Raw genomic sequence first — 19,635 nt, 5'->3', positions numbered from 1 at the left:
GGTCCGGCGTTTGCGACCCGCGTCGTTGACGCGACCGCCCCCGGGGGCGACCATGCCCGGACCGGTCCATGGAGGAACCCCGCATGCTGCGTCCATCCCGCCCGCTCTTCGCGTCCCTGTTCGCCGCTGGCCTGCTGGCCGTGCCGGCCCTGGCCTGCGCGCAAGGCTACGACCCCGCGCGCGTGCAGTCGATCAGCGATCCGCGCTTCCAGAACCAGATCATGCAGTCCAGCCAGGCCGTGGCCGAGGCGCTGGTCGGCCGCCGCGCGAATTCGACCGATCAGGAAATCCTGCGCAAGTTCGCCGGCCAGCAGAGCACCTTCCTGCGCACCTTGGAAAACGCCGCGCGGGCGATGCCGCAGAACGGCAACGGCGGCTACGGCAACGGTTATGACAGCGGCAACGGCTACGACGGCCGCGGCATGAGTTCGGGCGACCTGCAGGCGATCGCCGAGCTGTCGCGCACGCCCGAAGGCCGGCGCGTGCTCGAGCAGCTGACCAACCAGCGCTACAACAACGGCAACTCGGGTTACGACTCGGGCTACAACGGTTACCAGCAGGGCGGTTACCCGCAGAACAACGCGCAAAGGCCCGCGCAGGTATTGCGCGATGCGCTGCTGCAGGATCTGACCAATGCCGCGTCGAATGCGGCTTATGGGCAGCCGGTGTATCGCGGCAACGGCGTGCATCCCTGAGTTGAGCGGTTGGATCGGAGCGGATGGCTCGCTCCACACGCGTCATAAGGCCACGAGGCTGAGTCCTTCTCCCGCTTGCGGGAGAAGGTGCCCGCAGGGCGGATGAGGGCGCTCGCCATCTGAGTTGCGACGGCAGGCGGCAGCCCGCGCGCCCTCACCCCAGCCCTCTCAGCCTTGCACTCCCTCCGGTCGCCGTAAACGGGAGAGGGAGCAGATCTTCGCGGCGTGCCGCTCGCAGCGGATTGACGACATACGCCCGCGCGCCCGACCATGCGGCTCCACGCAAGGAGCACTTCGCATGAAATCCCCGTACCGCCTGTCCTCCGCCCTGCGGCCGACCGGCCTGCTGTTGACCAGCGCCCTGTCGCTGGCCCTGCTCGCCGCCACGCCGGCCCAGGCCGCGCCGCCGACCGACGCCCAGGTCGACAAGCTCATGCAGACGATGAACTACGAGCGCATGAAGCGCGAGATCGTCCAGCAGATGAACGGGTCCGCCCAGGGCATGGCCGAGGCGATGGCCGGCAACAAGCTCAGCCCGGCCCAGCGCCAGTCGCTGCAGCGCTCGATGGACAAGATCATGGCCCGCGCCGACCAGCTGCTGGCCTGGGAGAACGTCGCGCCGATCTACCACAAGGTCTACCGCGACACCTTCCAGGCCAACGAAGTGCAGGCCATGATCGATTTCTACGGCACGCCCGAAGGCCGCAGCATCCTGGAGAAGATGCCCAAGGCGATGGGCCAGACCATGCAGGAAATGCAGCCGTTGATGAAGAAGATGTTCGAACAGATCCAGCAGGATCTGCAGAAGGACATCCGCCAGATCACCGACGAAGCCCCGCCCGCGCCTCCGGCCCCGCCGGTCCCGGTCTCGGTTCCGGAACCGCCGCCGGTGATCGTCAACCAGGGCCAGTAAACCGGGCTATCGGTTCACGACGACGCGGGCGGTTCGAACAGGGCCAGCGCCTTGGCGAACTGCGCATCCACCGGCGCGACCACCTGCATCCGCTCGCCGCTGCGCGGATGCAGGAACGCCAGCCGCTGCGCATGCAGCAGCATGCGGTGGATGCCCATCATGCGGAAACTGCGGTTGTGGCGGCCGTCGCCGTGGCTGGTGTCGCCGATCAGGTGGTGCGACAGATGCTTGAGATGGCGGCGGATCTGGCGGAACCGCCCGGTCAGCGGCTGCGCGCGCAGCAGCGCGTAGCGCGAGGTCTCGAAGCCCGACGACGGCAGCGCCAGCTCGGCCCGGCCCAGCACCGCGAACCGGGTCTGCGCCGGCTTCTTGAGCGGCTTGCCCGGGCCGCCGTCGAGATCGTGATCGACCTCGAACACCTCCTGCGCCGGCCAGCCGCGGCACACCGCGAGGTAATCCTTCTCGACATCGCGCGACATCAGCACCTTGCCCAGGTCCGACGCGGTCTGCCGGTCGAACGCCAGCAGCAGGCAGCCGCTGGTGGCGCGGTCGAGCCGGTGGACCAGGAAGATCGGCCGGCCGAACTGGGCGCGCAGGCGGTCGGCGGCGAAGTCGGTCTCGCCGCGCGCCAGCGCGCTGTCGTGAACCATCAGCCCCGCCGGCTTGTCGATAACCGCCAGAGCCTCGTCGGCGTACAGCACCGGCAGCTGCGCCGGGACGGCGACGGATGCGTCGTCGCCGTCGAGGGCGTCGTCGGCCAAAGTCAGTTCATGGTTCATGCGGCCGTGGGTCCGAAACGATGGATCGACGGTCATTTTCGTCTATTTGCCGCATCTGCACCCACACTCGCCGCGCTGCTACCTTGATCGCTTCGCGTTTCATCGTTCACCGCTGCCCGCAACTCAGGACCGTTCATGCCCTTACGCCGATCTTCCGCCCTCGCCGCCTCGCTCAGCCTCGCCCTGGCGATCGCGCTGGGCAGCGCCCACGCCGCCACATCGCAGCCGCCCGCCGGCGTCAGCGCCGGGCCCTGCGTCGAAGGCATCTGCGAATACCGGCTGGGCAACGGCCTGCGCGTGCTGCTGTTCCCCGACGCCACCCAGCCCACGGTGACCGTCAACCTGATCTACAACGTCGGCTCGCTGCAGGAGAACTACGGCGAAACCGGCATGGCCCACCTGCTCGAACACATGCTGTTCAAGGGCACGCCGAGCCATCGCGAAATCCCGGCCGAGATGAAGAAGCGCGGCATCAACTACAACGCGCAGACCTCGCAGGACCGCACCAACTACTTCGCCTCGTTCCCGGCCAGCGACGCCACCCTGGACTGGCTGCTGGCGCTGGAAGCCGACCGCATGGTCCATTCCGACATCGCCCGCAAGGACCTCGACAGCGAGATGACGGTGGTCCGCAACGAGATGGAAAGCGGCGAAAACAGCCCGGTGTCGGCGCTGATCGAACGCGTGCGTTCGACCGCCTACCTGTGGCACCACTACGGCAACGACACCATCGGCGCGCGCAGCGACGTCGAGCAGGTGCCGATCGAACGCCTGCAGGCCTATTACCGCGCCTGGTACCGGCCCGACAACGCAACCCTGGTGCTGGCCGGACGGATCGATCCGGACAAGACCCTGGCCGCGATCGCGCAACGCTTCGGACCGCTGGCCAAGCCCGCCGAACCGATGCGCGCGTTCTACACCCGCGAGCCCGCGCAGGACGGCGAACGCGAAGTCACCGTGCGCCGGGTCGGCGACGTGCGCGTGCTGATGAGCGCGTACCACATCCCCGCCGGCACCCACCCCGACGCCGCGCCGCTGGGCGTGCTCGACGACATCCTCGGCCACGTGCCCGGCGGCCGCCTGCACAAGGCGCTGGTCGAAACCGGCCTGGCCGCGAGCATCGGCGCCGGCAGCGAACAACGCCGCGATCCGGGCCTGATGACCGCGCTGGCCGCGTTGCCGAAGGACGCCGACACGGCCAAGGCCGAGCAGGTGCTGATCGATCAGCTCGAACAGATCCAGCGCCAGCCGATCACCGCCGAGGAAGTCGCCAGCGCCAAGCAGCGCATCGCCAACGGTTTCGAACTGGCCTACACCAACGTCTCCGGCGTGGCGATGGGCCTGTCGGACGCGGTCGCCGCCGGCGACTGGCGCTTGTACTTCCACTACCGCGACGCGCTGGAAAAAGTCACCGCCGACGACGTCAACCGGGTCGCGCGCACCTACCTGCAATCGAGCAACCGCACCTTCGGCCGCTTCGAACCCACCCTCGCGCCCAAGCGCGTGGACATCGCACCCGCGCCGAGCGCGGCGAGCGTGTTGCATGGCTACACCGGCAAGGCCGCGTTGCAGGCCGGCGAACACTTCGACCCGACCCCGGCCAACATCGACGCGCGCACCCAGACCTTCACCCTCGACACCGGCGCCGGCAGCGGCCTGAAGATCGCGCTGCTGCCGAAGAAGACCCGCGGCGGCACGGTCACCGTCGCGGCCTCTTTCAATTTCGCCGACGCCGATGCGCTGACCGGCCACGACGTCGCCGGCAACGTCGCCGGCGCGCTGCTGATGCGCGGCAGCAAGGACCTGAGCCGCGAACAGATCGACGCGCGCTTCGACACGCTGAAGACCGCCGCGCGCATCGGCGGCGGCCTGCAATCGGCGCGCATCGACCTGAGCACCCGACGCGAGCAACTCGCCGACGCGCTCGCGCTGGCCGCGCAGGTGCTGCGCACGCCGAGCTTCCCGGACAAGGAATTCGAACAGTACCGCCTGCAGGCGATCACCGGCCTGGAAGCCTCGCGCCAGGAACCGGGCAGCATCGCCGGCATCGCGATGAGCAAGCACTTCGATCCCTGGCCGGTCGGCCATCCGCTGCATGCATTGGATCTGGACGAATCCTTGGCCGCGATCAAGGCGCTGAAGATCGAGGACGTGCGCGCGTTCCATCGCGATTTCTACGGCACCGCGGAAGGCCAGATCAGCGTGGTCGGCGATTTCGATCCGGTCGCGGTCAAGCAGCAGTTGCAGCGGTTGTTTGCCGACTGGCGCGCGCCCAAGCCGTACGCGCCGATCGCCACCCACTACACCGCGGTGGCGCCGCAACAGCAACGCTTCGAAACCCCGGACAAGGCCAACGGCGTGCTGCTGGCGCGCGCGAATATTTCGCTCAAGGACACCGATGCGGATTTCCCCGCGTTGATCGCGGCCAACTACATCCTCGGCGGCGGCTCGATCAAGTCGCGGCTGGCCGATCGCATCCGCCAGAAGGACGGCCTGAGCTACGGCGTGAGCAGCGATATCGACGCTGACAGCAGCCGCGACGGCCGCGACGATGCCGGCAACTGGTCGATGGAAGCGATCGCCGCGCCGCAGAACCTGGGCAAGGTCGAGACCGCGATGCGCGAGGAACTCGCGCGGCTGATCAAGGACGGCGTCGCCGCCGACGAATTGCGCGACGCGGTGTCGGGCCTGCTGACCCAGCGCGAACAGGCGCGCGCGTCCGACCCGGCGATCGCCGGCGGTCTGGTCAGCAATCTGTTCTACGGCCGCACCATGCAGTTCTCGGCCGAGCTGGACGCCAAGTTCAAGGCCTTGACCGTGGAGTCGGTGAACGCGGCGATCCGCAAGCACCTCAAGCCGGAGCAACTGAGCGTCTACACCGCCGGCGACTTCGCCGCGGCGAAGAACAAGACGGCCAGCCCCTGACGGACGAGACAATCCATGTCGATCATGTCCGATTTCATCGTCGCCACCGCGTCCGATGCCCGCGCGTATGCGCAGTGGACGGCAAGCGGTGAAACCGCCGCATCCAGCCGCTATACCGTCGCCAGCTACAACGGCCTGACCGATCTCGAGGTGAGCAACCTGTGGGCCATCCTCACCGACGAGGAATGGGACATCGACGTCCACGAGTTGCCGGGCGAGCCCGGCGACGAAGACGAGGACTCGATGCTGTCGCAGTTCCCCGCGCCGCTGGTGAATGCACTGGCGGCGTTGCAAGAAACGGCGCTGTCCGACATCGCGGCGCAATGGGCGCAGTCCGAAGAGCTGGATTGGGAACCCGAGGCACTGCTGCCGGTGGTGACCGACCTGCGGCGCCTCGCCGCTCAGGCCAAGGGTGAAGGCAAACACTTGTACCTGTGGTCTTCGACTTGACCGCGGCACGCTGAACCTGCGTGCCCGATCGAGGCGTTGCGGCGATGCACTCGCCGCAACGCTCGACGCGACTCGCGCTTGCCCCGCGGCCACGCCGCCGGCAACGTCCACATGCCGCCCGGCCCTGCGATCCACGACGATGCAGGAATCGACCACAAGCGCGGCCCGCCTGCTTCCAGTCCAGACAACACGGCCGCCACGATCGACAGGCGGCACCGAGAACGCCGCCACCGTGCGGCGTGGCCCACCGCGTCGCGGACAACGTGATCGGTCGCTCGCACCCTCGCGCCGCGAAGCCGCGCCTGCCTCGTCCTGAGCGAGTCTTACCCTCGGTCACAATCGGTCACATTCGGTAACGCTCATCTTCCGATGCGCTTCACCCTGGCATGCGCAGCATGCGACAGCGATCACGTGGTTGGCCGCTCGCGGCTGGATCGGCCCTGCGCGTCTCCGCCTTATGGCGGAGCCCGGCCTATCCGATGGGCCACGCCGCGCCCACCGTCGCACCGTGGCCGAATTCGAGCACGCGGAATGTCCGCAGGATTCCGACATTTTTACGACGAAATTTATTTTTTCCGGCGCCACCGATTAACAAAAAGATGCGACTTCGACTGCCACACTCTCTTCGCTTTCCCGCCCCACCGGGTAACGAGCCTGATGATCCGCCATGCGAATCCTGATCGCCGAAGATGATCCCGCCATCGCCTCGGGTCTGTCCGACTCGTTGATCGAAAGCGGACACGCCGTGGACCGGGTCAATCGCGGCAACGACGCCGACGCGGCGTTGCGCGACGACACCTACGACCTGGTCGTGCTCGACCTCGGCCTGCCGCAACTCGATGGCTTGTCGGTGCTGCGACGCGCGCGTTCGCGCGGCGAAAGCGCCGCGGTGTTGGTGGTGACCGCGCGCGAAGGCGTCGGCGAGCGCGTGCGCGCGCTCGACTCCGGCGCCGACGACTATCTGATCAAGCCGTTCGTCCTGGAAGAGTTCGCCGCCCGCGTGCGCGCCTTGTTGCGGCGGCGAGTGAACCAAGGCATCCCGATGTTGTCCATAGGCAGGCTGCGCATCGATCTTGCCGGGCGCCGCGGGTGGAATGAGGACGTCGCACTCGACCTGACCGGGCGCGAGTTCGCCTTGCTCGACGCGTTGCTGAGCCGCCGCGGCCGCCTGGTCAGCCGCGAACAACTTACCCAAACCCTGTGCAACTGGGAGCAGGACATCACCAACAACGGCCTGGACATCGCCATCCATCGCCTGCGGCGCAAACTCGAAGGCACCGATGTCACCATCAGAACCATTCGCGGACTGGGCTATGTGGTGGAAGAAATCGGCTCCGGCGAGCGCTCGTCCTGACGGACGAGCCGCATGACCGCCACCGCAAACGCCGGTTCGCCGCCTCCTTCGACGCGTCCTCGCCGGGAATTCTTCGCGCGCGAGGGCAACAGCCTGCGCCGGCGCTTGCTGCTGTTTCTATTGGTGCCGGTCAGCGCGACCGTGGTGCTGGTGTCGATCCTGGTGTACGTGATCGCCTCGACCTATTCCGACCGCGTCCACGACGACGGCCTGCTCGAAGACGTCAACGGCATGGCCAAGGTTCTGCGCGCCTCGCGCTCGGACGGGCAGTTCTCGCCGCAGGCGAGCTTCCTGCTCGAATACAGCAGTCGCGGCCATAACCACTACTCGGTGCGCAGCCTCAAGCGCGGCTTGCTCAGCGGCAGCCGCGAGCCGATGCCGGTCGGCCCGGTCCCGCACGACGGCGCGGCGGAGTTCTACGACACCCGTATCGGCGGCGTGAATTCGCGCGCGGTCTCGATCGCGATCCGCGCGCCCACCGACGCCTCCGACACCTTGGTGGTGACGCTGGCCGAAGCCGTGTTCGACCGCCAATTGCGCGCGCGCCAGATCCTGCTGATGTCGATCCTGTTGCAACTGGTGCTGACCGCGGTGTTGCTGGCGCTGATGTGGCGCGGCGTGAGCCGCGGCCTGCGCGCGCTCGACCCGCTGATCCAGCACCTGGCCGAGCACGGTCAGGAACTGGTTCCGATCGGCGATCTGGACGTGCCGTCCGAAATACGCCCGCTGAGCTGGACCATCGATGCGCTGCTCGAACGCATCCGTCGCCTGTTCGTGATCCAGGAGCATTTCATCGCCGACGCCGCGCATCAGATGCGCACGCCGTTGGCCGGCCTGTCGCTGCATGCCGACCGCGCCCGCACCAGCGCCAACGAGAAAGACCGGTCGGCCGCGCTGGCGCAGGTGCAGGTGCTGACGATGCGGCTGGCGCGCACCGCCTCGCAGTTGCTGGCGCTGACCCGCGCGCAGGCGCCGCTGGAGCCGGCCGCACGCATGGCGCCGGTGCGATTGGATCAACTGCTGCCGGAAATTCTCGCCGAGCATGTCGCCCGGGCGCTGAGCGACGGCGTCGACCTGGGCTACGAGGCGCCCGAAGCGGCGGTCACGATCCTCGCCGATGCCTACGCCCTGCACGATGCGATCGACAATCTGATCGACAACGCACTCAACTACGTGCCGCGCGGCGGCACCGTCAGCGTCGGCCTGCGCATCGAGGACGGCAGCGCCATCATCGCCATCGACGACGACGGCCCCGGCGTACCCGACGCGGCGCTTCCGCGCCTGGGCGATCGCTTTTTCCGCGCGCCCGAGGCGATCGACGGCGGCACCGGCCTGGGGCTGGCGATCGTGCGGCGCATCGCCGAGCGCCACGGCGCGCGCGTGCGCTATCTGCGTTCGCGCCTCGGCGGACTATGCGTGGAAATCGACTTTCCCTTGTTTGCGGACCTGTCCTGATGCCCAGTCCCGCCCTGCGCGATACCCGGATGCGGCCTTGTCGCCGCGCGCGAGCGCTGTGTCTTTCGACCTTGTTGCTGACCTTGCCGATCATGACCGGCTGCCTGTCGACGCCGATCGCCGAGCAGACGCCGCCGCTGCCGGCGCAGTGGCGCAACGCCCTGGATGCGACGCCCGCGGCGGCGCCCGATCCGCGCGGCTGGTGGGGGGCGTTCGGCGATCCGCGCCTGGATCGCCTGGTCGATGAAGCCGCGAGCGCCAACCTGGATATCCAACAGGCCAGGCTGCGTCTGCGCGCCGCGCGCACCCTGTACGCCCATGCCGGCGATGCGCTGCGTCCGGAGCTGCATGCGCGCACCAGCAATCCGGTCGATCCCGACGCCAGCGCGTCGTTCTTCGTCGCCGGCCTCGACGCGGTGTGGGAACTGGGCCTGTTCGGCCGCGGCGAAGCGCTCCATCGGCAGGCGCAAGGCGAGGTCGATGCCGCCGACGCCGACCTGCGCGATGCGCGGATCACGATGGTGGCCGAAGTCACGCGCAACTGGATCGAGCTGCGCGACGCGCTCGAACAACAACGCCTGGCGTCCGCCATCGCCGATGCGCGGCGCGAGCAGCTGCGCTTGCAGCAAGTGCGCATCGATCTGCGACTGGCCCCGCGCGACAGCCTGGAACCGCTGCGCGCGGCCGTCGCCCAGGCCGAGGCCGGGTTGAGCGATCCGCGCCAGCGCATCGTCGCCGCCGAGCAGGCGCTGGCGGTGTTGCTCGGGCGCGCCGAGCCCGATCCGGACTGGAGCGGCGGCGAACCGCGCCCGGTCCTGGCGATGCGCGCGATCGAACGCGCGCCGGCCGATCTGCTGCGCACCCGGCCCGACGTCGCCCACGCGCAGGCCCTGGTGCTGCGCGCCGCCGCCGAGGCCGGGCTGGCGCGCGCCGATCGCTACCCGCGCGTGGCCCTGGGCGGCTCGATCCAATGGTCGGCCAACATCACCGCGCACCGCCGCACCGAAACCGAAGGCATCGGCGTGTTCGGACCGATCATCGATATTCCGCTGTTCGACTGGGGCCTGCGCCGCGCCCGCGCCAGCGCCAAGGGCGACGAGCTGCAAGCGGCGACCTACGCCTACCGCAAGGCCGTGCTGACCGGCGTGGCCGAGGTCGAAACCGCGCTGGGCGCGCTCGAACAACAACGCCTGCGCGAACAATCCGATCGCGACGCGTGGCGGGCGCTCGCGCGCGCCGCCGACGGCGAAGCGGCGCGCAAACGCCTGGGCCTGGCCAGCGAAATCGACGTGAACGCCCGCCGGATCGAACGCGACCAGGCAGCGCTGGAATTGAACGCCGCGGCGACCCAACGCGCGATGGCCTACATCGCCGTGTACAAGGCGCTCGGCGCCGCGCCGGGCGAAGCGCCCGGCGAAGACGCCGATGCGCATCGCGCCGCCGTCGCCAGCGAGCGGAGCCGGCCATGACCTCGCTCGCGCGGCAAACCTTGTTGTTCGAATGGCGCCGGTTCCTGCCGGCGGTGCTGGCGATCGGTTTCTCCAGCCTGCTGCTGTTGCTGCAAGCGGCCCTGGTGCTCGGCATCTTCGGCAGCGCCAGCGTCTACGTGTCGGGCTCCTCGGCCGATCTGTGGCTGGGGTATCCGGGCACCCAGAGCGTCGATCAGGGACGGCCGGTCGATCCGGGCCTGGCGTCGCTGCTGCTGATGGACCCGCAGGTCGAACGGGTCGAACCGTTCTATTGGCTCGACGCCGATTGGCGCGGCCCGGCGAAGGACACCGGCGGCGTGTCGGTGTACGTATCGGGCATCGACATCAGCGCGCACGGGCTGATGTTCTCGCGCGCGTTGTCGCCCGAGTTGCGTCGGCGCCTGGCGCTGCCCGACAGCGTGATCGTCGACCGGGCCGAACTCGACAAGCTCGGCGCGAGCGTCGGCAGCGGCGCCTATGTCAACGGCCATCGCGTGCGCGTGGTCGGCACCAGCGCCGGCCTGCGCGCGCTCGGCGGGGTCAATATCGTCGCCTCGCTCGACACCGCGCGGCGTTTGCAGGCCGGCGCCGGCGGCGCGACGTGGCCGGCGTATTTCGTCGCCCGCCTGCGCGATCCGGCGCAAAGCGACGCCGTCGCGCGACGCCTGGGCGGGCAATCGGGCTTCGGCCGTTACGAGGTCTGGACCGCCCGGCAATTCGCCCGGCAATCGATGCTGTTCTGGATGTTCGACACCGGCGCCGGCGCCGGCGTGTTGTTCCTGGCCGGCATCGTGCTGCTGGTCGGCGCGGTCATCACCAGCCAGGCCCTGGTCGCGGCGGTCGCCGGGTCGGTGCGCGAATACGCGACCTTGAACGCGCTGGGCATCAGCATGCGCTCGCTGCGCTGGGTGGTGCTGGAGCAGGCGGTGTGGGTCGGCGCGATCGGCGTCGCGATCGCGACCGGGCTCGGCGCGGTCCTGATCGCGCTGGCGCGCAGCCGCGATGTGCCGGTGATGTTCAACCTGCATGTCACCGCCGTCTGCGTGCTGGTGGTGATGCTGCTGGCATCGGTCTCGGGCATCTCGGCGTTGCGCAGCCTGCGCCGCGCCGATCCGGCGGTGCTGCTGCGATGAATGCCGCCATCGCCCCGATCGAACTCGCCGCGGCCGCGCCGCCGTCGCTGATCGCGCGCAACATCAGCAAATCCTTCGTCTCCGGCAATCTGCGCAGCACCGTGCTCGACGATGTGTCGCTGCAGATCGACGCCGGCGAGCTGACCCTGATCTCCGGGCCTTCGGGCTGCGGCAAGAGCACCCTGCTGTCGGTGCTCAGCGGCCTGCAGCGCCCCGACCAGGGCCATGTGATCGCGCTGGGCGAGCAGCTCGGCGAACTCGGCCTGCGCGCGCTCGAAGCCTTCCGCCTGCACCACACCGGCTTCGTGTTCCAGGGCTTCAATCTGTTTCCGGCGCTGACCGTGGCCGAACAGGTCGAACTGCCGCTGCATTACCTGGGCCTGTCCAGGCGCGAAGCGCAGCAACGCGCGGCCTCGGCGCTGGAAGAAGTCGGCCTGGCGCGACGCATGCGCCTGCGTCCGGCCGAGTTGTCCGGCGGCGAGAAACAGCGCGTCGCCATCGCCCGCGCCCTGGCCAAGCGACCGGCGCTGCTGTTCGCCGACGAACCGACCAGTTCGCTCGACGCCGCCAACGGCCAGACCGTGATCGACATCCTCCACACCATCGCCCGACGCCATCGCACCGTGGTGCTGTGCGTCAGCCACGATCCGCGCTTGATCGGCCACGCCGATCGCCTGCTGACCATGGAAGACGGGCGTATTCTCTCCGACCGGCGCGAGCCGGCGGCCGATCCTCTCCTCAGCGGCCGAACGCAATGACGCCCACTCGCTCACGTTTCATGTTCTGCGCGCTCTCGCTGCTGATCGCGACCGGCAGCGGTTGCGACCGCGGCGGCGAGCAGACCTCCGGCGCGCAAGCCGGCGCCAGCACCGCAGCCTCCACGCCCGCGTACGCCGCGGTGGCGCGCGGGCGCATCGACGTCGAAGGCGGCACGCTCAAGTTGGCGATGGCGGCCGACGGCGTCCTCGCCCGGGTGTCGGTGCGCGAGGGCGACAAGGTCAGGCGCGGTCAGGAACTCGCCGCGCTCGACGCCACCGCCGCGCACGCCGACGACGAGATCGCCCAGGCCCGGCTGGATCAGGCGCGGGCGCAGGAAACGCTGTCGCGGCAACGCCTGCGGCAGGCGCGCACGCGCGCGCAGCGGCTCGGCGCCGCGGCGGTCGCGGGGGTCGGCGACGGCCAGAGCGCCGACGAGGCGCGCGACGCGCTGGCGCAATTGCAGGCCGAACTCGACAGCGCGGCCGCGGCGACCCGAATCGCCGCCGCTCAACGCGAACAATCGGCCTATCTGCTCGACAAGCAGATCCTCAAGACGCCGATGGACGCCGAGATCGCGCACGTCTCGGCGCGACCGGGCATGAGCGTGAGCGCGCGCGACGGCGCCTTGTTCGTGCTGCTGCCGCAGCAGCCTCGCATCGTTCGCGCCGAGCTCAACGCGTCGTATCTGGCCGCAGTGCGACCGGGCATGGCCGCGCAGATCATCGACGACGGCGATTCGCAACGCGAACTCGGCGCGGCGCACGTGCTGCGCCTGTCGCCGCTGTTCGGTCCGTCGACCCAGGAAGACGACCCGGAAGTGCGCGCCAACGAACGCACGGTCGAGTGCGTGCTCGCCTTCGACCGGCCGAGCGCGCTGCGCGTCGGCCAGCGCGTGCTGGTGCGCTTTGTCGACGGCGCGGCGAACACGGCCGCGCAGGTCGCGCCGGCGCGCTGACGGGCGCGAGTGCGCGAACAGGCGATCGGCGATTGGGAATGCCGGAGCGTTGAGCGGATCCGCTGAACCGCGCCCGGGCCGCCGTCCGTCCGCCCAGCCGGCGAAAGGTTGCTGAAACCCGCGCTGGGCAGACTCGGGGCATGTCGAATGCCCCTCGCCCGCCGCACCGTTCCCTTTCGCCGTCGGATGCGTTTTCGTGCGCGACCGCGGTCTCGATCCGGCGCCGCGTCGCCAGGCGCGCCCGCCGATGATCCACGACGCCGATTTCCACTTCGAAGGCGGCCCCCACGGCGTGCTGCTGATCCACGGCCTGACCGGCACGCCGAGCGAAATGCGCTTGCTCGGCAAGGGCCTCAACCGCGCCGGCTTCAGCGTGCATGGCATGCAGCTCGCCGGCCATTGCGGCAACGAGGACGACCTGCTCGCGACCGGCTGGCGCGATTGGTACGCCAGCGTCGAACGCGCCGCCGAAGCGCTGCGCGCACGCGTCGATCATCTGTTCGTCGCCGGGCTGTCGATGGGCGCCCTGCTCTCGCTGCTGCTGGCGGCGGAAAAACCCGACTGGGTCGACGGCGTCGGCGTGCTCGGCGCGACCTTCCGCTACGACGGCTGGAACATGCCGGCCATCGGCCGCCTGTCGTTCCTGTTGCCGACGATCAAGCGCCTCGGCTTCGCCCGCGGTCGCAGCTTCATGGAAGAACCGCCGTACGGCCTGCGCGACGAACGCATCCGTGCCCAGGTCAGCGGCGCCATGCTCGGCGGCGACAGCGCCGCGGCCGGCCTGCCGGGCAATCCCTGGCATTCGCTGGCCGATCTGCAGCTGTTGTCGCGGCATGTGCGGCGGCGCCTGGGCGAAGTGCAGGCGCCGTGCCTGGTCGCGCATGCCGTGCGCGACGACGTCGCCCACCCGCGCAACGCGCGACTGGTGCTCAAGCGCGTCGCCGCGCCGACCCAGATGCTGTGGTTGCCCGATAGCTATCACATGATCACGCTCGACCGCGACCGGCGTCTGCTGATCGACCGAACCGCGGAATTCTTCCAGCGCATCGCCGGCGGCGAAGCGGCGACGATCGCCGCGGCCACCGCGAACACCGTCGCGCCGCTCGCGCGCGCCGCCGGTTGAGATCGCCCATGAACCCGCTGATCTGGACGCTGTGGCTGGTCACCGTCGTGCTGGACACCGGCGGCCAGCTCGCGTTCAAGGCCGCCGCCGGCGATCCCGACGCCGGCGACGGACTCGCGCGCTGGCGCTACATGCTGGGCCGGCCGTGGCTGTGGATCGGCGCGGCCTGCTACGTATTCGAATTCCTGGCCTGGATCGCGTTCCTTTCGTTCGTGCCGCTCGGCCGCGGCGTGTTGCTCGGTTCGATCAACATCGTCGCGATCATGCTCGCCGGGCGCTGGCTGTTCGGCGAAAAACTCACGCCGTTGCGGATCGCCGGCATGGGTCTGATCGGTTTGGGCGTGGCGATGGTCGGAGTCGGCGCATGAAGCGTTTTTATCTGTGGGGATTTTTGCTGCTGATGGCGTTCGACACGCTCGCCCAGATCAGCTTCAAGCTGGCCGGCAGCCACGCGTTTCCGCCGCAGGCCTCGCTCGACTGGGTGCTGCGCCTGCTCGCTCAGCCGTGGCTGTACGGCGCGGTGCTCGGTTACATCGGCGCCTTCTTCACCTGGATGAGCCTGCTCAAGCACGCGCCGATCGGCCCGGCCTTCGCCGCCTCGCATCTGGAAGTGGTCAGCGTGCTGCTGTTGTCGGCGTGGCTGTTCGGCGAACGCTTCGGCTGGATACAGGTCGGCGGCGCGGTGGCGATCGTCGCCGGCATCGCCTGTCTGGCGCTGAGCGAGCGCGATGACGACGCCGTCGCGTGAACTGCCGCCCACCGCCGGCCTGCCCTTGCGCTGGGGCGATTTCCGGCCGGGCTCGCCGCGCACGCTGAGCGACAGCCTGGCCGCGCTGATCGAACTGCCGCCGGATCGCTTGACCCTGACCTGCTCGGGCACCGCCGCGCTGGTGGTCGCCCTGACCGCCTTGCAGCGGCGCGGCCGGCAGCGGCGCGACGTGATCGTACCGGCCTATACCTGCCCGCTGGTGGCGCTCGCGGTCGCCCATTGCGGCCTGCGACTGCGCCTGTGCGACCTGCGCCGCGGCCACTTCGACATGGACGCCGATGCGCTGCGGCGGCTGTGCGGCCCGAACACGCTGGCGATCGTACCGACGCATTTCGGCGGCCGCCTGGCCGATATGGCCGGACCGCTGCGCTGCGCGCGCGCGGTCGGCGCGCGAGTGATCGAGGACGCCGCGCAGGCGCTCGGCGCGCGCCACGCCGACGGCTCGCCGGCCGGCACGCTTGGCGATATCGGCCTGTACAGTCTCGCCGCCGGCAAGGGCCTGAGCATCTACGAAGGCGGCGCGGTGATCGCGCGCGAGGCCATGCTGGCGCAACGCCTGCGCGCGTGCGCGCAGGAACTGCTGCCGCGCCGCTGGCGCTGGGAAATCCGGCGCAGCGCCGAATTGCTCGGTTACGGCCTGTTCTACGGACCGCGCGGCCTGCGCTGGGTGTACGGCCGCAATGTACGCCGCGCGCTCGCACGCGACCAACCGGCCGAAGCGGCGCAGGACGTGTTCCCCAGCGAGATCCCGCTGCATCGCGTCGGCCGCTGGCGGCAAGCGATCGGCGCGCGCGCCTCGGCCAGGCTGCCGGAATTTCTCGACGCCGCGCGCAAGCGCGCGCTGCTGCGTTGCTCGCAGATGCGCGCGATCGAAGGCGTGGAGATCCTGTCCGATCGCACCGGCGAACGCGGCACCTGGCCGGCCCTGCTGTTGCTGCTGTCCGATCCGGCCGCGCGCGACGCGGCGCTGGCGAAACTATGGGGAGCCGGACTCGGCGTCTCGCGCCTGTTCGCGCACGCCCTGCCCGATTACGACTACCTGCGCGGCGTGGTCGCACCGGCGCAGGTGCCCAACGCACGCGATTTCGCCGCGCGCCTGCTCAGCATCGGCAACAGCCAATGGCTCGACGATGTCGCCTTCGCCCGCATCGTCGAAGTGCTCCAGGAAAGCTGCCGTGACGCGCGCGCCTGAGCGCGGCGATCGTTCGACCCCGGGCGGCCGGGCATTCGGCGCCGCCGGTCAAGCGCCGGCGATCGCGCTTCGCAAGCGTTCGTTCAAGGCGTGCTGCTGCGCCTGCCAGGCGCCCAGCGTGCGCGGATCGGGCGGGCTCTGCCCGTCGGCCGCGGCCAGCATCCGCTTCCAGCGCTGCGGATACGCGGCGATCGAAATATCGCCGGTGACGTCGCTGCCGATCAGGCGCGGGCGCAGCGCGGCGATCGCCGCCAGCATCGCATCGGCGCGCATCCGGCCCTGGTCCCAGTTGGTCATCGCGTCCTGCGCACGCAGCACGTCCTTGTCGATACTCAGATACACCGGATCGTCGCCGCTGGACATCTCGTCGAGAAAAGCCGCCAGCAGGCTGTCGACCGAAGCGAAACTGCGGATCGACGGCGCCAGCCCGAACGGCCTGGCCCACGCCACCGACACCGCCGTCGACCAATAGCAAAGGCGCCGCCGGTACAAGGGCGCGAGCCGATTTTCCCAGGCGTGGGCCCAGCCGATGTCGGCGGAGGTGATGCCGACCACATGCACCCGGGCGACCTGCGGCAACGCTGCCACGCGCGCGACCCAGGAACCGCAATGCACCGCGAACGGGAAGCGCATATTGTCGGGATGGTTGTCGAATACCACCACCTGCACGCGCCGCCGCGCGCGCACGGCGCGTTCGATCAGCGGCAGGCTCAGGTGATGGAAGTCGCCGCTGCCCAGGAAGACGGTGCCGTGTCGGCGCGGCAGGCGGGTATCGAGCAGTTCGCCGAATTCGCGCAGCGCGCGCCGCGAGCACGCGAAACGCAGGCGGTCGTGCCAGGCGCGCAGATCGATCCGGTTCGCGCCGGCCAACGCGCCGACCGAGTCGTCGAGGTCAACAATGATCGGCGTCATCGGACGTGTTCTCCGCCAACAGCGAACGATCGGATTCGAAAAGCGGCGCGAGCCGCCGCAACAACGCGCGCAGCGCCGGACTGCGCGCGTACACCGCATGCCGGGTGAAACTGAAACGGGCCCCGAGCGCGCGCTTCGCCTGCGGATCGGTCCAGCCGGCGACATAAGCGTCCAGGCCGCGGCGGCGCGCGTAGTCCAGGTTCTCGAACCAACTCACCGTGTACAGATTGTGCTCGCGCGATTGCGGATAGGCCAGGCCGATGTATTTGTCGATCAGGCGGCCGTCGCATTCGTAACACAGGTTCCATCCGATCATCTCGCCGCGATGGCGGTAGACGAAGACGACGCCGCCGCTGTCGCCGTCGCGCAGCACCGCGCGGAAGTAATCCAGACCGAGCAGATCGAAATGCAGTTCGCTCTGGGCGTAGACGCCCAGGTACAAGGCGTAGAACGCTTCGATCAGCGCGTCGCTGGCGAAGTCGGCGCCGGTCTCGAGCGTCTCGACATCCAGGTCGGCGCGCGAGCGCAGCTTGCGGCGCAGATCGCGGCGGCGGCTGCGCGACTGCCGCGCCAGATACTCGTCGTTCGAGGCGAAGTCGATCGCGACCCAGGCCAGCGCCTGACCTTCGACCACGACGAAGCCCTCGCGCTCGCAGGCGCCGAGAAAATCGCGAGCCAAGGCATTCGCCGCCGCCGACAGCAACGGTGTTTGCGACGGTATGTCCTTGACGATCAACAGCGCGCACGCATCGCCCTCGTCCTCGCGCAGACGCCGTGCCAGCGCCGCCGGATCGGCATCGGGCAGCCACAGGTACTCGGTGTTGGTCGCGCCGATGAAACGCGTGCGCAGGCGCAGCCAGCGGCGCCAGTGCCGGTAACCCGGCCAGCGTTCGAGCCGGCGCAGCAAGGCCGGTTCGGCGGTGGTCAGCAGATCGAACGGCGCGGTGAAGGCCGGCATCGCCTCCACGCTCGTGCCGGCCGCGAAGCCCTGCGGCGGATGGGCGAGGAAGTGCCGGACCAGGGCGTCCGGCTCAAGCCGGGTCACGAAAGGCATATGCAAGATTCACCGGCTAGATTCGGCCCGAGGTACGCCGCGCGCGATCCGGGCCCCGGCATGGGGACCGCGACCGCCGTCGCCGACCCGTCCCCACCGGAAGGAGCGTCACGATGACCCAGACCGTCGAACAACAGGTGTTCGAGATCGTCGCCAGACTGGGCGGCATCGACATCGCCACGATCACCCCCGAATCCACCTTGAAAGACCTCGGCGTCGATTCGCTCGAGGCGATCGAGATCATCTTCGACATCGAAGAACATTTCGGCGTCACCCTGCCCGACCGCGATCCCGATTTCGACAACGGTTCGGTGCAGGGCCTGCTCAACGCGGTGCGCCAGGCCATCGATGCCGCCGCCACGCCCAAAGCCTCCGCCCCCAGCGCCGCCTGAGCGCGCGCGCGGCAGCGAGCCGCGCGATCCAACCCAGTGGAGATCCCGATGCGACGTGTGGTGATTACCGGCATGGGCGCGATCAGCGCCCTCGGCCACGATGCGCCGAGCTGCTGGCGCGAGATGCTCGCCGGACGCAGCGCCATTGGCCCGATCCAGGCCGTCGCGGCCGAGGTGTTGCGCGCGCCGATCGCGGCCGAGGTACGCGGCTACGATCCGCTCGCCCATTTCGACGACAAGCGCCTGGCGTTGCTCGACCGCGTCTCGCAGTTCGCCCTGGTCAGCGCGCGCGAAGCGGTGCGCCAATCGGGCCTGGATTTCGAAACCGACGGCCTGCGCGATCGCACCGCGGTCATCGTCGGTACCGCGGTCGGCGGCGAAACCAGCAACGCCGAAGCCAGCCGGCGCCTGTATGGCGAGAACGGCCGCGTGCATCCGTTCACGATCGTGCGGGTGATGGCGAACGCGCCGGCCTGCCAGCTGAGCATCGAGTACGGCGTGACCGGACCGGCCTTCGCCGTGGTCAGCGCCTGCGCCTCGTCCAATCACGCGCTCGCCCAGGCCCTGCAGATGATCCGCGGCGGCAGCGTCGACGTCGCCCTCAGCGGCGGCGCGGAAGCCTGCATCACCCTGGGCCTGACCAAGGCCTGGGAAGCGATGCGCGTGCTCGCCGAAGACACCTGCCGGCCGTTCTGCCTGCAACGGCGCGGCCTGGTGCTCGGCGAAGGCGCGGCGATCTTCGTGCTGGAAGAATACGAACATGCGCGCCGACGCGGGGCGACGATCCTGGCCGAGTTCGCCGGCGCCGGCATGTCGTCGGACGCCAGCGACATCGTGCTGCCGTCGCAGGCCGGCGCGGCCAACGCGATCCGGCGCGCGCTCGCCGACGCCCGGCTGGCGCCCGAATCGATCGGCTACATCAACGCCCACGGCACCGCCACGCCGCTCAACGATCCGACCGAAAGCCGCGCGATTCGCGAAGTGTTCGGCGCCCACGCCGATACGATCGCGGTGTCCTCGACCAAGGCCGTGCACGGTCATGCGCTGGGCGCCGCCGGCGCGCTGGAACTGATCGCCGCGATCGGCGCGCTGAACGAGCAAGCGGTGCCGCCGACCGCCAACTTCATCGATCCCGACCCGCAATGCGATCTCGACTACGTGCCGAACATCGCACGCGAGCGCCGCGTCGATGCGGCGCTGTCGAACTCGTTCGCGTTCGGTGGGCTCAACGCGGTGCTTGCGATCCGTCGCGCGGAATGAGCCGAAGGCGCGGCTTTCGCCGCGAGCGACGCCGCCGCCGGTCCGG

At 69.6% G+C, this 19,635-nt stretch carries 19 protein-coding genes; 16 read left to right on the top strand and 3 right to left on the bottom strand.

Annotated features, from left to right (window positions below; genetic code table 11):
* Nucleotides 1-83 precede the first annotated feature (83 nt).
* Nucleotides 84-695, top strand: coding sequence for a hypothetical protein (locus tag KME82_RS01720; protein WP_215497004.1), 612 nt, complete (start codon nucleotides 84-86; stop codon nucleotides 693-695).
* Between the two features lie 298 nt (nucleotides 696-993).
* Nucleotides 994-1,608: a DUF2059 domain-containing protein gene (locus tag KME82_RS01715; protein WP_215497003.1), complete on the top strand. Its 615-nt coding sequence runs from the start codon at nucleotides 994-996 to the stop codon at nucleotides 1,606-1,608.
* A gap of 14 nt (nucleotides 1,609-1,622) precedes the next feature.
* On the opposite strand, the gene KME82_RS01710 is transcribed toward KME82_RS01715, so the two are convergent.
* Nucleotides 1,623-2,387: a pseudouridine synthase gene (locus KME82_RS01710; RefSeq protein ID WP_252255586.1), complete on the bottom strand. Its 765-nt coding sequence runs from the start codon at nucleotides 2,385-2,387 to the stop codon at nucleotides 1,623-1,625.
* 135 nt (nucleotides 2,388-2,522) lie between these two features.
* Here KME82_RS01710 and KME82_RS01705 point away from each other — a divergent pair, with 135 nt between their 5' ends.
* The 12 genes from KME82_RS01705 (at nucleotide 2,523) to KME82_RS01650 (ending at nucleotide 15,971) form a co-directional block, all read left to right on the top strand.
* Nucleotides 2,523-5,312 carry a M16 family metallopeptidase gene (locus KME82_RS01705; protein ID WP_215497001.1) on the top strand — a complete coding sequence of 930 codons (2,790 nt, stop codon included), beginning with the start codon at nucleotides 2,523-2,525 and terminating at the stop codon, nucleotides 5,310-5,312.
* A 15-nt stretch (nucleotides 5,313-5,327) separates the two neighbouring features.
* Nucleotides 5,328-5,762 carry a hypothetical protein gene (locus KME82_RS01700; RefSeq protein ID WP_215497000.1) on the top strand — a complete coding sequence of 145 codons (435 nt, stop codon included), beginning with the start codon at nucleotides 5,328-5,330 and terminating at the stop codon, nucleotides 5,760-5,762.
* A 667-nt stretch (nucleotides 5,763-6,429) separates the two neighbouring features.
* Entirely contained in the window at nucleotides 6,430-7,116 is a 687-nt protein-coding gene (locus tag KME82_RS01695) for a response regulator (protein ID WP_215496999.1), read from the top strand.
* A 12-nt stretch (nucleotides 7,117-7,128) separates the two neighbouring features.
* On the top strand, nucleotides 7,129-8,571 hold the full coding sequence (locus KME82_RS01690) for a sensor histidine kinase (RefSeq protein ID WP_215496998.1): 1,443 nt from the start codon (nucleotides 7,129-7,131) through the stop codon (nucleotides 8,569-8,571).
* Nucleotides 8,571-10,040 (top strand): TolC family protein, encoded by a 1,470-nt coding sequence (locus tag KME82_RS01685; protein WP_252255584.1) that lies wholly within the window; start codon nucleotides 8,571-8,573, stop codon nucleotides 10,038-10,040. The genes KME82_RS01690 and KME82_RS01685 overlap by 1 nt, the downstream gene beginning before the upstream one ends.
* Entirely contained in the window at nucleotides 10,037-11,173 is a 1,137-nt protein-coding gene (locus KME82_RS01680) for an ABC transporter permease (protein ID WP_215496997.1), read from the top strand. Before KME82_RS01685 ends, KME82_RS01680 begins: the two co-directional genes overlap by 4 nt.
* Nucleotides 11,170-11,931 carry an ABC transporter ATP-binding protein gene (locus KME82_RS01675; RefSeq protein WP_215496996.1) on the top strand — a complete coding sequence of 254 codons (762 nt, stop codon included), beginning with the start codon at nucleotides 11,170-11,172 and terminating at the stop codon, nucleotides 11,929-11,931. Before KME82_RS01680 ends, KME82_RS01675 begins: the two co-directional genes overlap by 4 nt.
* The gene (locus KME82_RS01670) at nucleotides 11,928-12,887 is read left to right on the top strand and encodes an efflux RND transporter periplasmic adaptor subunit (RefSeq protein ID WP_215496995.1); all 960 of its coding nucleotides are present in this window, start codon (nucleotides 11,928-11,930) and stop codon (nucleotides 12,885-12,887) included. Before KME82_RS01675 ends, KME82_RS01670 begins: the two co-directional genes overlap by 4 nt.
* A gap of 247 nt (nucleotides 12,888-13,134) precedes the next feature.
* Entirely contained in the window at nucleotides 13,135-14,010 is an 876-nt protein-coding gene (locus tag KME82_RS01665) for an alpha/beta hydrolase (protein WP_215498927.1), read from the top strand.
* Between the two features lie 8 nt (nucleotides 14,011-14,018).
* A complete protein-coding gene (locus KME82_RS01660; protein WP_215496994.1) occupies nucleotides 14,019-14,378 on the top strand; it encodes an EamA family transporter in 360 nt (119 codons plus the stop codon).
* On the top strand, nucleotides 14,375-14,758 hold the full coding sequence (locus KME82_RS01655; RefSeq protein ID WP_215496993.1) for a DMT family transporter: 384 nt from the start codon (nucleotides 14,375-14,377) through the stop codon (nucleotides 14,756-14,758). Before KME82_RS01660 ends, KME82_RS01655 begins: the two co-directional genes overlap by 4 nt.
* Nucleotides 14,739-15,971, top strand: a complete 1,233-nt coding sequence (locus tag KME82_RS01650) for a DegT/DnrJ/EryC1/StrS family aminotransferase (protein WP_215496992.1) — start codon at nucleotides 14,739-14,741, stop codon at nucleotides 15,969-15,971. The genes KME82_RS01655 and KME82_RS01650 overlap by 20 nt, the downstream gene beginning before the upstream one ends.
* A 48-nt stretch (nucleotides 15,972-16,019) precedes the next feature.
* Here the strand turns inward: KME82_RS01650 and KME82_RS01645 are convergent, their stop codons facing one another.
* Nucleotides 16,020-16,883, bottom strand: a complete 864-nt coding sequence (locus KME82_RS01645; protein ID WP_215496991.1) for a hypothetical protein — start codon at nucleotides 16,881-16,883, stop codon at nucleotides 16,020-16,022.
* The gene (locus KME82_RS01640; protein WP_215496990.1) at nucleotides 16,864-17,937 is read right to left on the bottom strand and encodes a peptidogalycan biosysnthesis protein; all 1,074 of its coding nucleotides are present in this window, start codon (nucleotides 17,935-17,937) and stop codon (nucleotides 16,864-16,866) included. Before KME82_RS01640 ends, KME82_RS01645 begins: the two co-directional genes overlap by 20 nt.
* Before the next feature lie 113 nt (nucleotides 17,938-18,050).
* Here KME82_RS01640 and KME82_RS01635 point away from each other — a divergent pair, with 113 nt between their 5' ends.
* Nucleotides 18,051-18,329, top strand: coding sequence for an acyl carrier protein (locus tag KME82_RS01635; protein WP_215496989.1), 279 nt, complete (start codon nucleotides 18,051-18,053; stop codon nucleotides 18,327-18,329).
* Nucleotides 18,330-18,377: 48 nt separating this feature from the next.
* Nucleotides 18,378-19,589 carry a beta-ketoacyl-[acyl-carrier-protein] synthase family protein gene (locus KME82_RS01630; protein ID WP_215496988.1) on the top strand — a complete coding sequence of 404 codons (1,212 nt, stop codon included), beginning with the start codon at nucleotides 18,378-18,380 and terminating at the stop codon, nucleotides 19,587-19,589.
* The last annotated feature ends 46 nt before the right edge of the window (nucleotides 19,590-19,635 follow it).

The organism is Lysobacter capsici (genome assembly GCF_018732085.1).
Taxonomy (GTDB): domain Bacteria; phylum Pseudomonadota; class Gammaproteobacteria; order Xanthomonadales; family Xanthomonadaceae; genus Lysobacter; species Lysobacter capsici_A.
The sequence above is the reverse complement of the archived record's forward strand: the minus strand, read 5'-3'. Positions and strand labels throughout refer to the sequence as shown.

Coding starts and splice junctions, on each gene's coding strand:
- KME82_RS01720 (WP_215497004.1), top strand. CDS start 84: ATGCTGCGTCCATCCCGCCCGCTCTTCGCGTCCCTGTTCGCCGCTGGC.
- KME82_RS01715 (WP_215497003.1), top strand. CDS start 994: ATGAAATCCCCGTACCGCCTGTCCTCCGCCCTGCGGCCGACCGGCCTG.
- KME82_RS01710 (WP_252255586.1), bottom strand. CDS start 2,387: ATGAACCATGAACTGACTTTGGCCGACGACGCCCTCGACGGCGACGAC.
- KME82_RS01705 (WP_215497001.1), top strand. CDS start 2,523: ATGCCCTTACGCCGATCTTCCGCCCTCGCCGCCTCGCTCAGCCTCGCC.
- KME82_RS01700 (WP_215497000.1), top strand. CDS start 5,328: ATGTCGATCATGTCCGATTTCATCGTCGCCACCGCGTCCGATGCCCGC.
- KME82_RS01695 (WP_215496999.1), top strand. CDS start 6,430: ATGCGAATCCTGATCGCCGAAGATGATCCCGCCATCGCCTCGGGTCTG.
- KME82_RS01690 (WP_215496998.1), top strand. CDS start 7,129: ATGACCGCCACCGCAAACGCCGGTTCGCCGCCTCCTTCGACGCGTCCT.
- KME82_RS01685 (WP_252255584.1), top strand. CDS start 8,571: ATGCCCAGTCCCGCCCTGCGCGATACCCGGATGCGGCCTTGTCGCCGC.
- KME82_RS01680 (WP_215496997.1), top strand. CDS start 10,037: ATGACCTCGCTCGCGCGGCAAACCTTGTTGTTCGAATGGCGCCGGTTC.
- KME82_RS01675 (WP_215496996.1), top strand. CDS start 11,170: ATGAATGCCGCCATCGCCCCGATCGAACTCGCCGCGGCCGCGCCGCCG.
- KME82_RS01670 (WP_215496995.1), top strand. CDS start 11,928: ATGACGCCCACTCGCTCACGTTTCATGTTCTGCGCGCTCTCGCTGCTG.
- KME82_RS01665 (WP_215498927.1), top strand. CDS start 13,135: ATGATCCACGACGCCGATTTCCACTTCGAAGGCGGCCCCCACGGCGTG.
- KME82_RS01660 (WP_215496994.1), top strand. CDS start 14,019: ATGAACCCGCTGATCTGGACGCTGTGGCTGGTCACCGTCGTGCTGGAC.
- KME82_RS01655 (WP_215496993.1), top strand. CDS start 14,375: ATGAAGCGTTTTTATCTGTGGGGATTTTTGCTGCTGATGGCGTTCGAC.
- KME82_RS01650 (WP_215496992.1), top strand. CDS start 14,739: ATGACGACGCCGTCGCGTGAACTGCCGCCCACCGCCGGCCTGCCCTTG.
- KME82_RS01645 (WP_215496991.1), bottom strand. CDS start 16,883: ATGACGCCGATCATTGTTGACCTCGACGACTCGGTCGGCGCGTTGGCC.
- KME82_RS01640 (WP_215496990.1), bottom strand. CDS start 17,937: ATGCCTTTCGTGACCCGGCTTGAGCCGGACGCCCTGGTCCGGCACTTC.
- KME82_RS01635 (WP_215496989.1), top strand. CDS start 18,051: ATGACCCAGACCGTCGAACAACAGGTGTTCGAGATCGTCGCCAGACTG.
- KME82_RS01630 (WP_215496988.1), top strand. CDS start 18,378: ATGCGACGTGTGGTGATTACCGGCATGGGCGCGATCAGCGCCCTCGGC.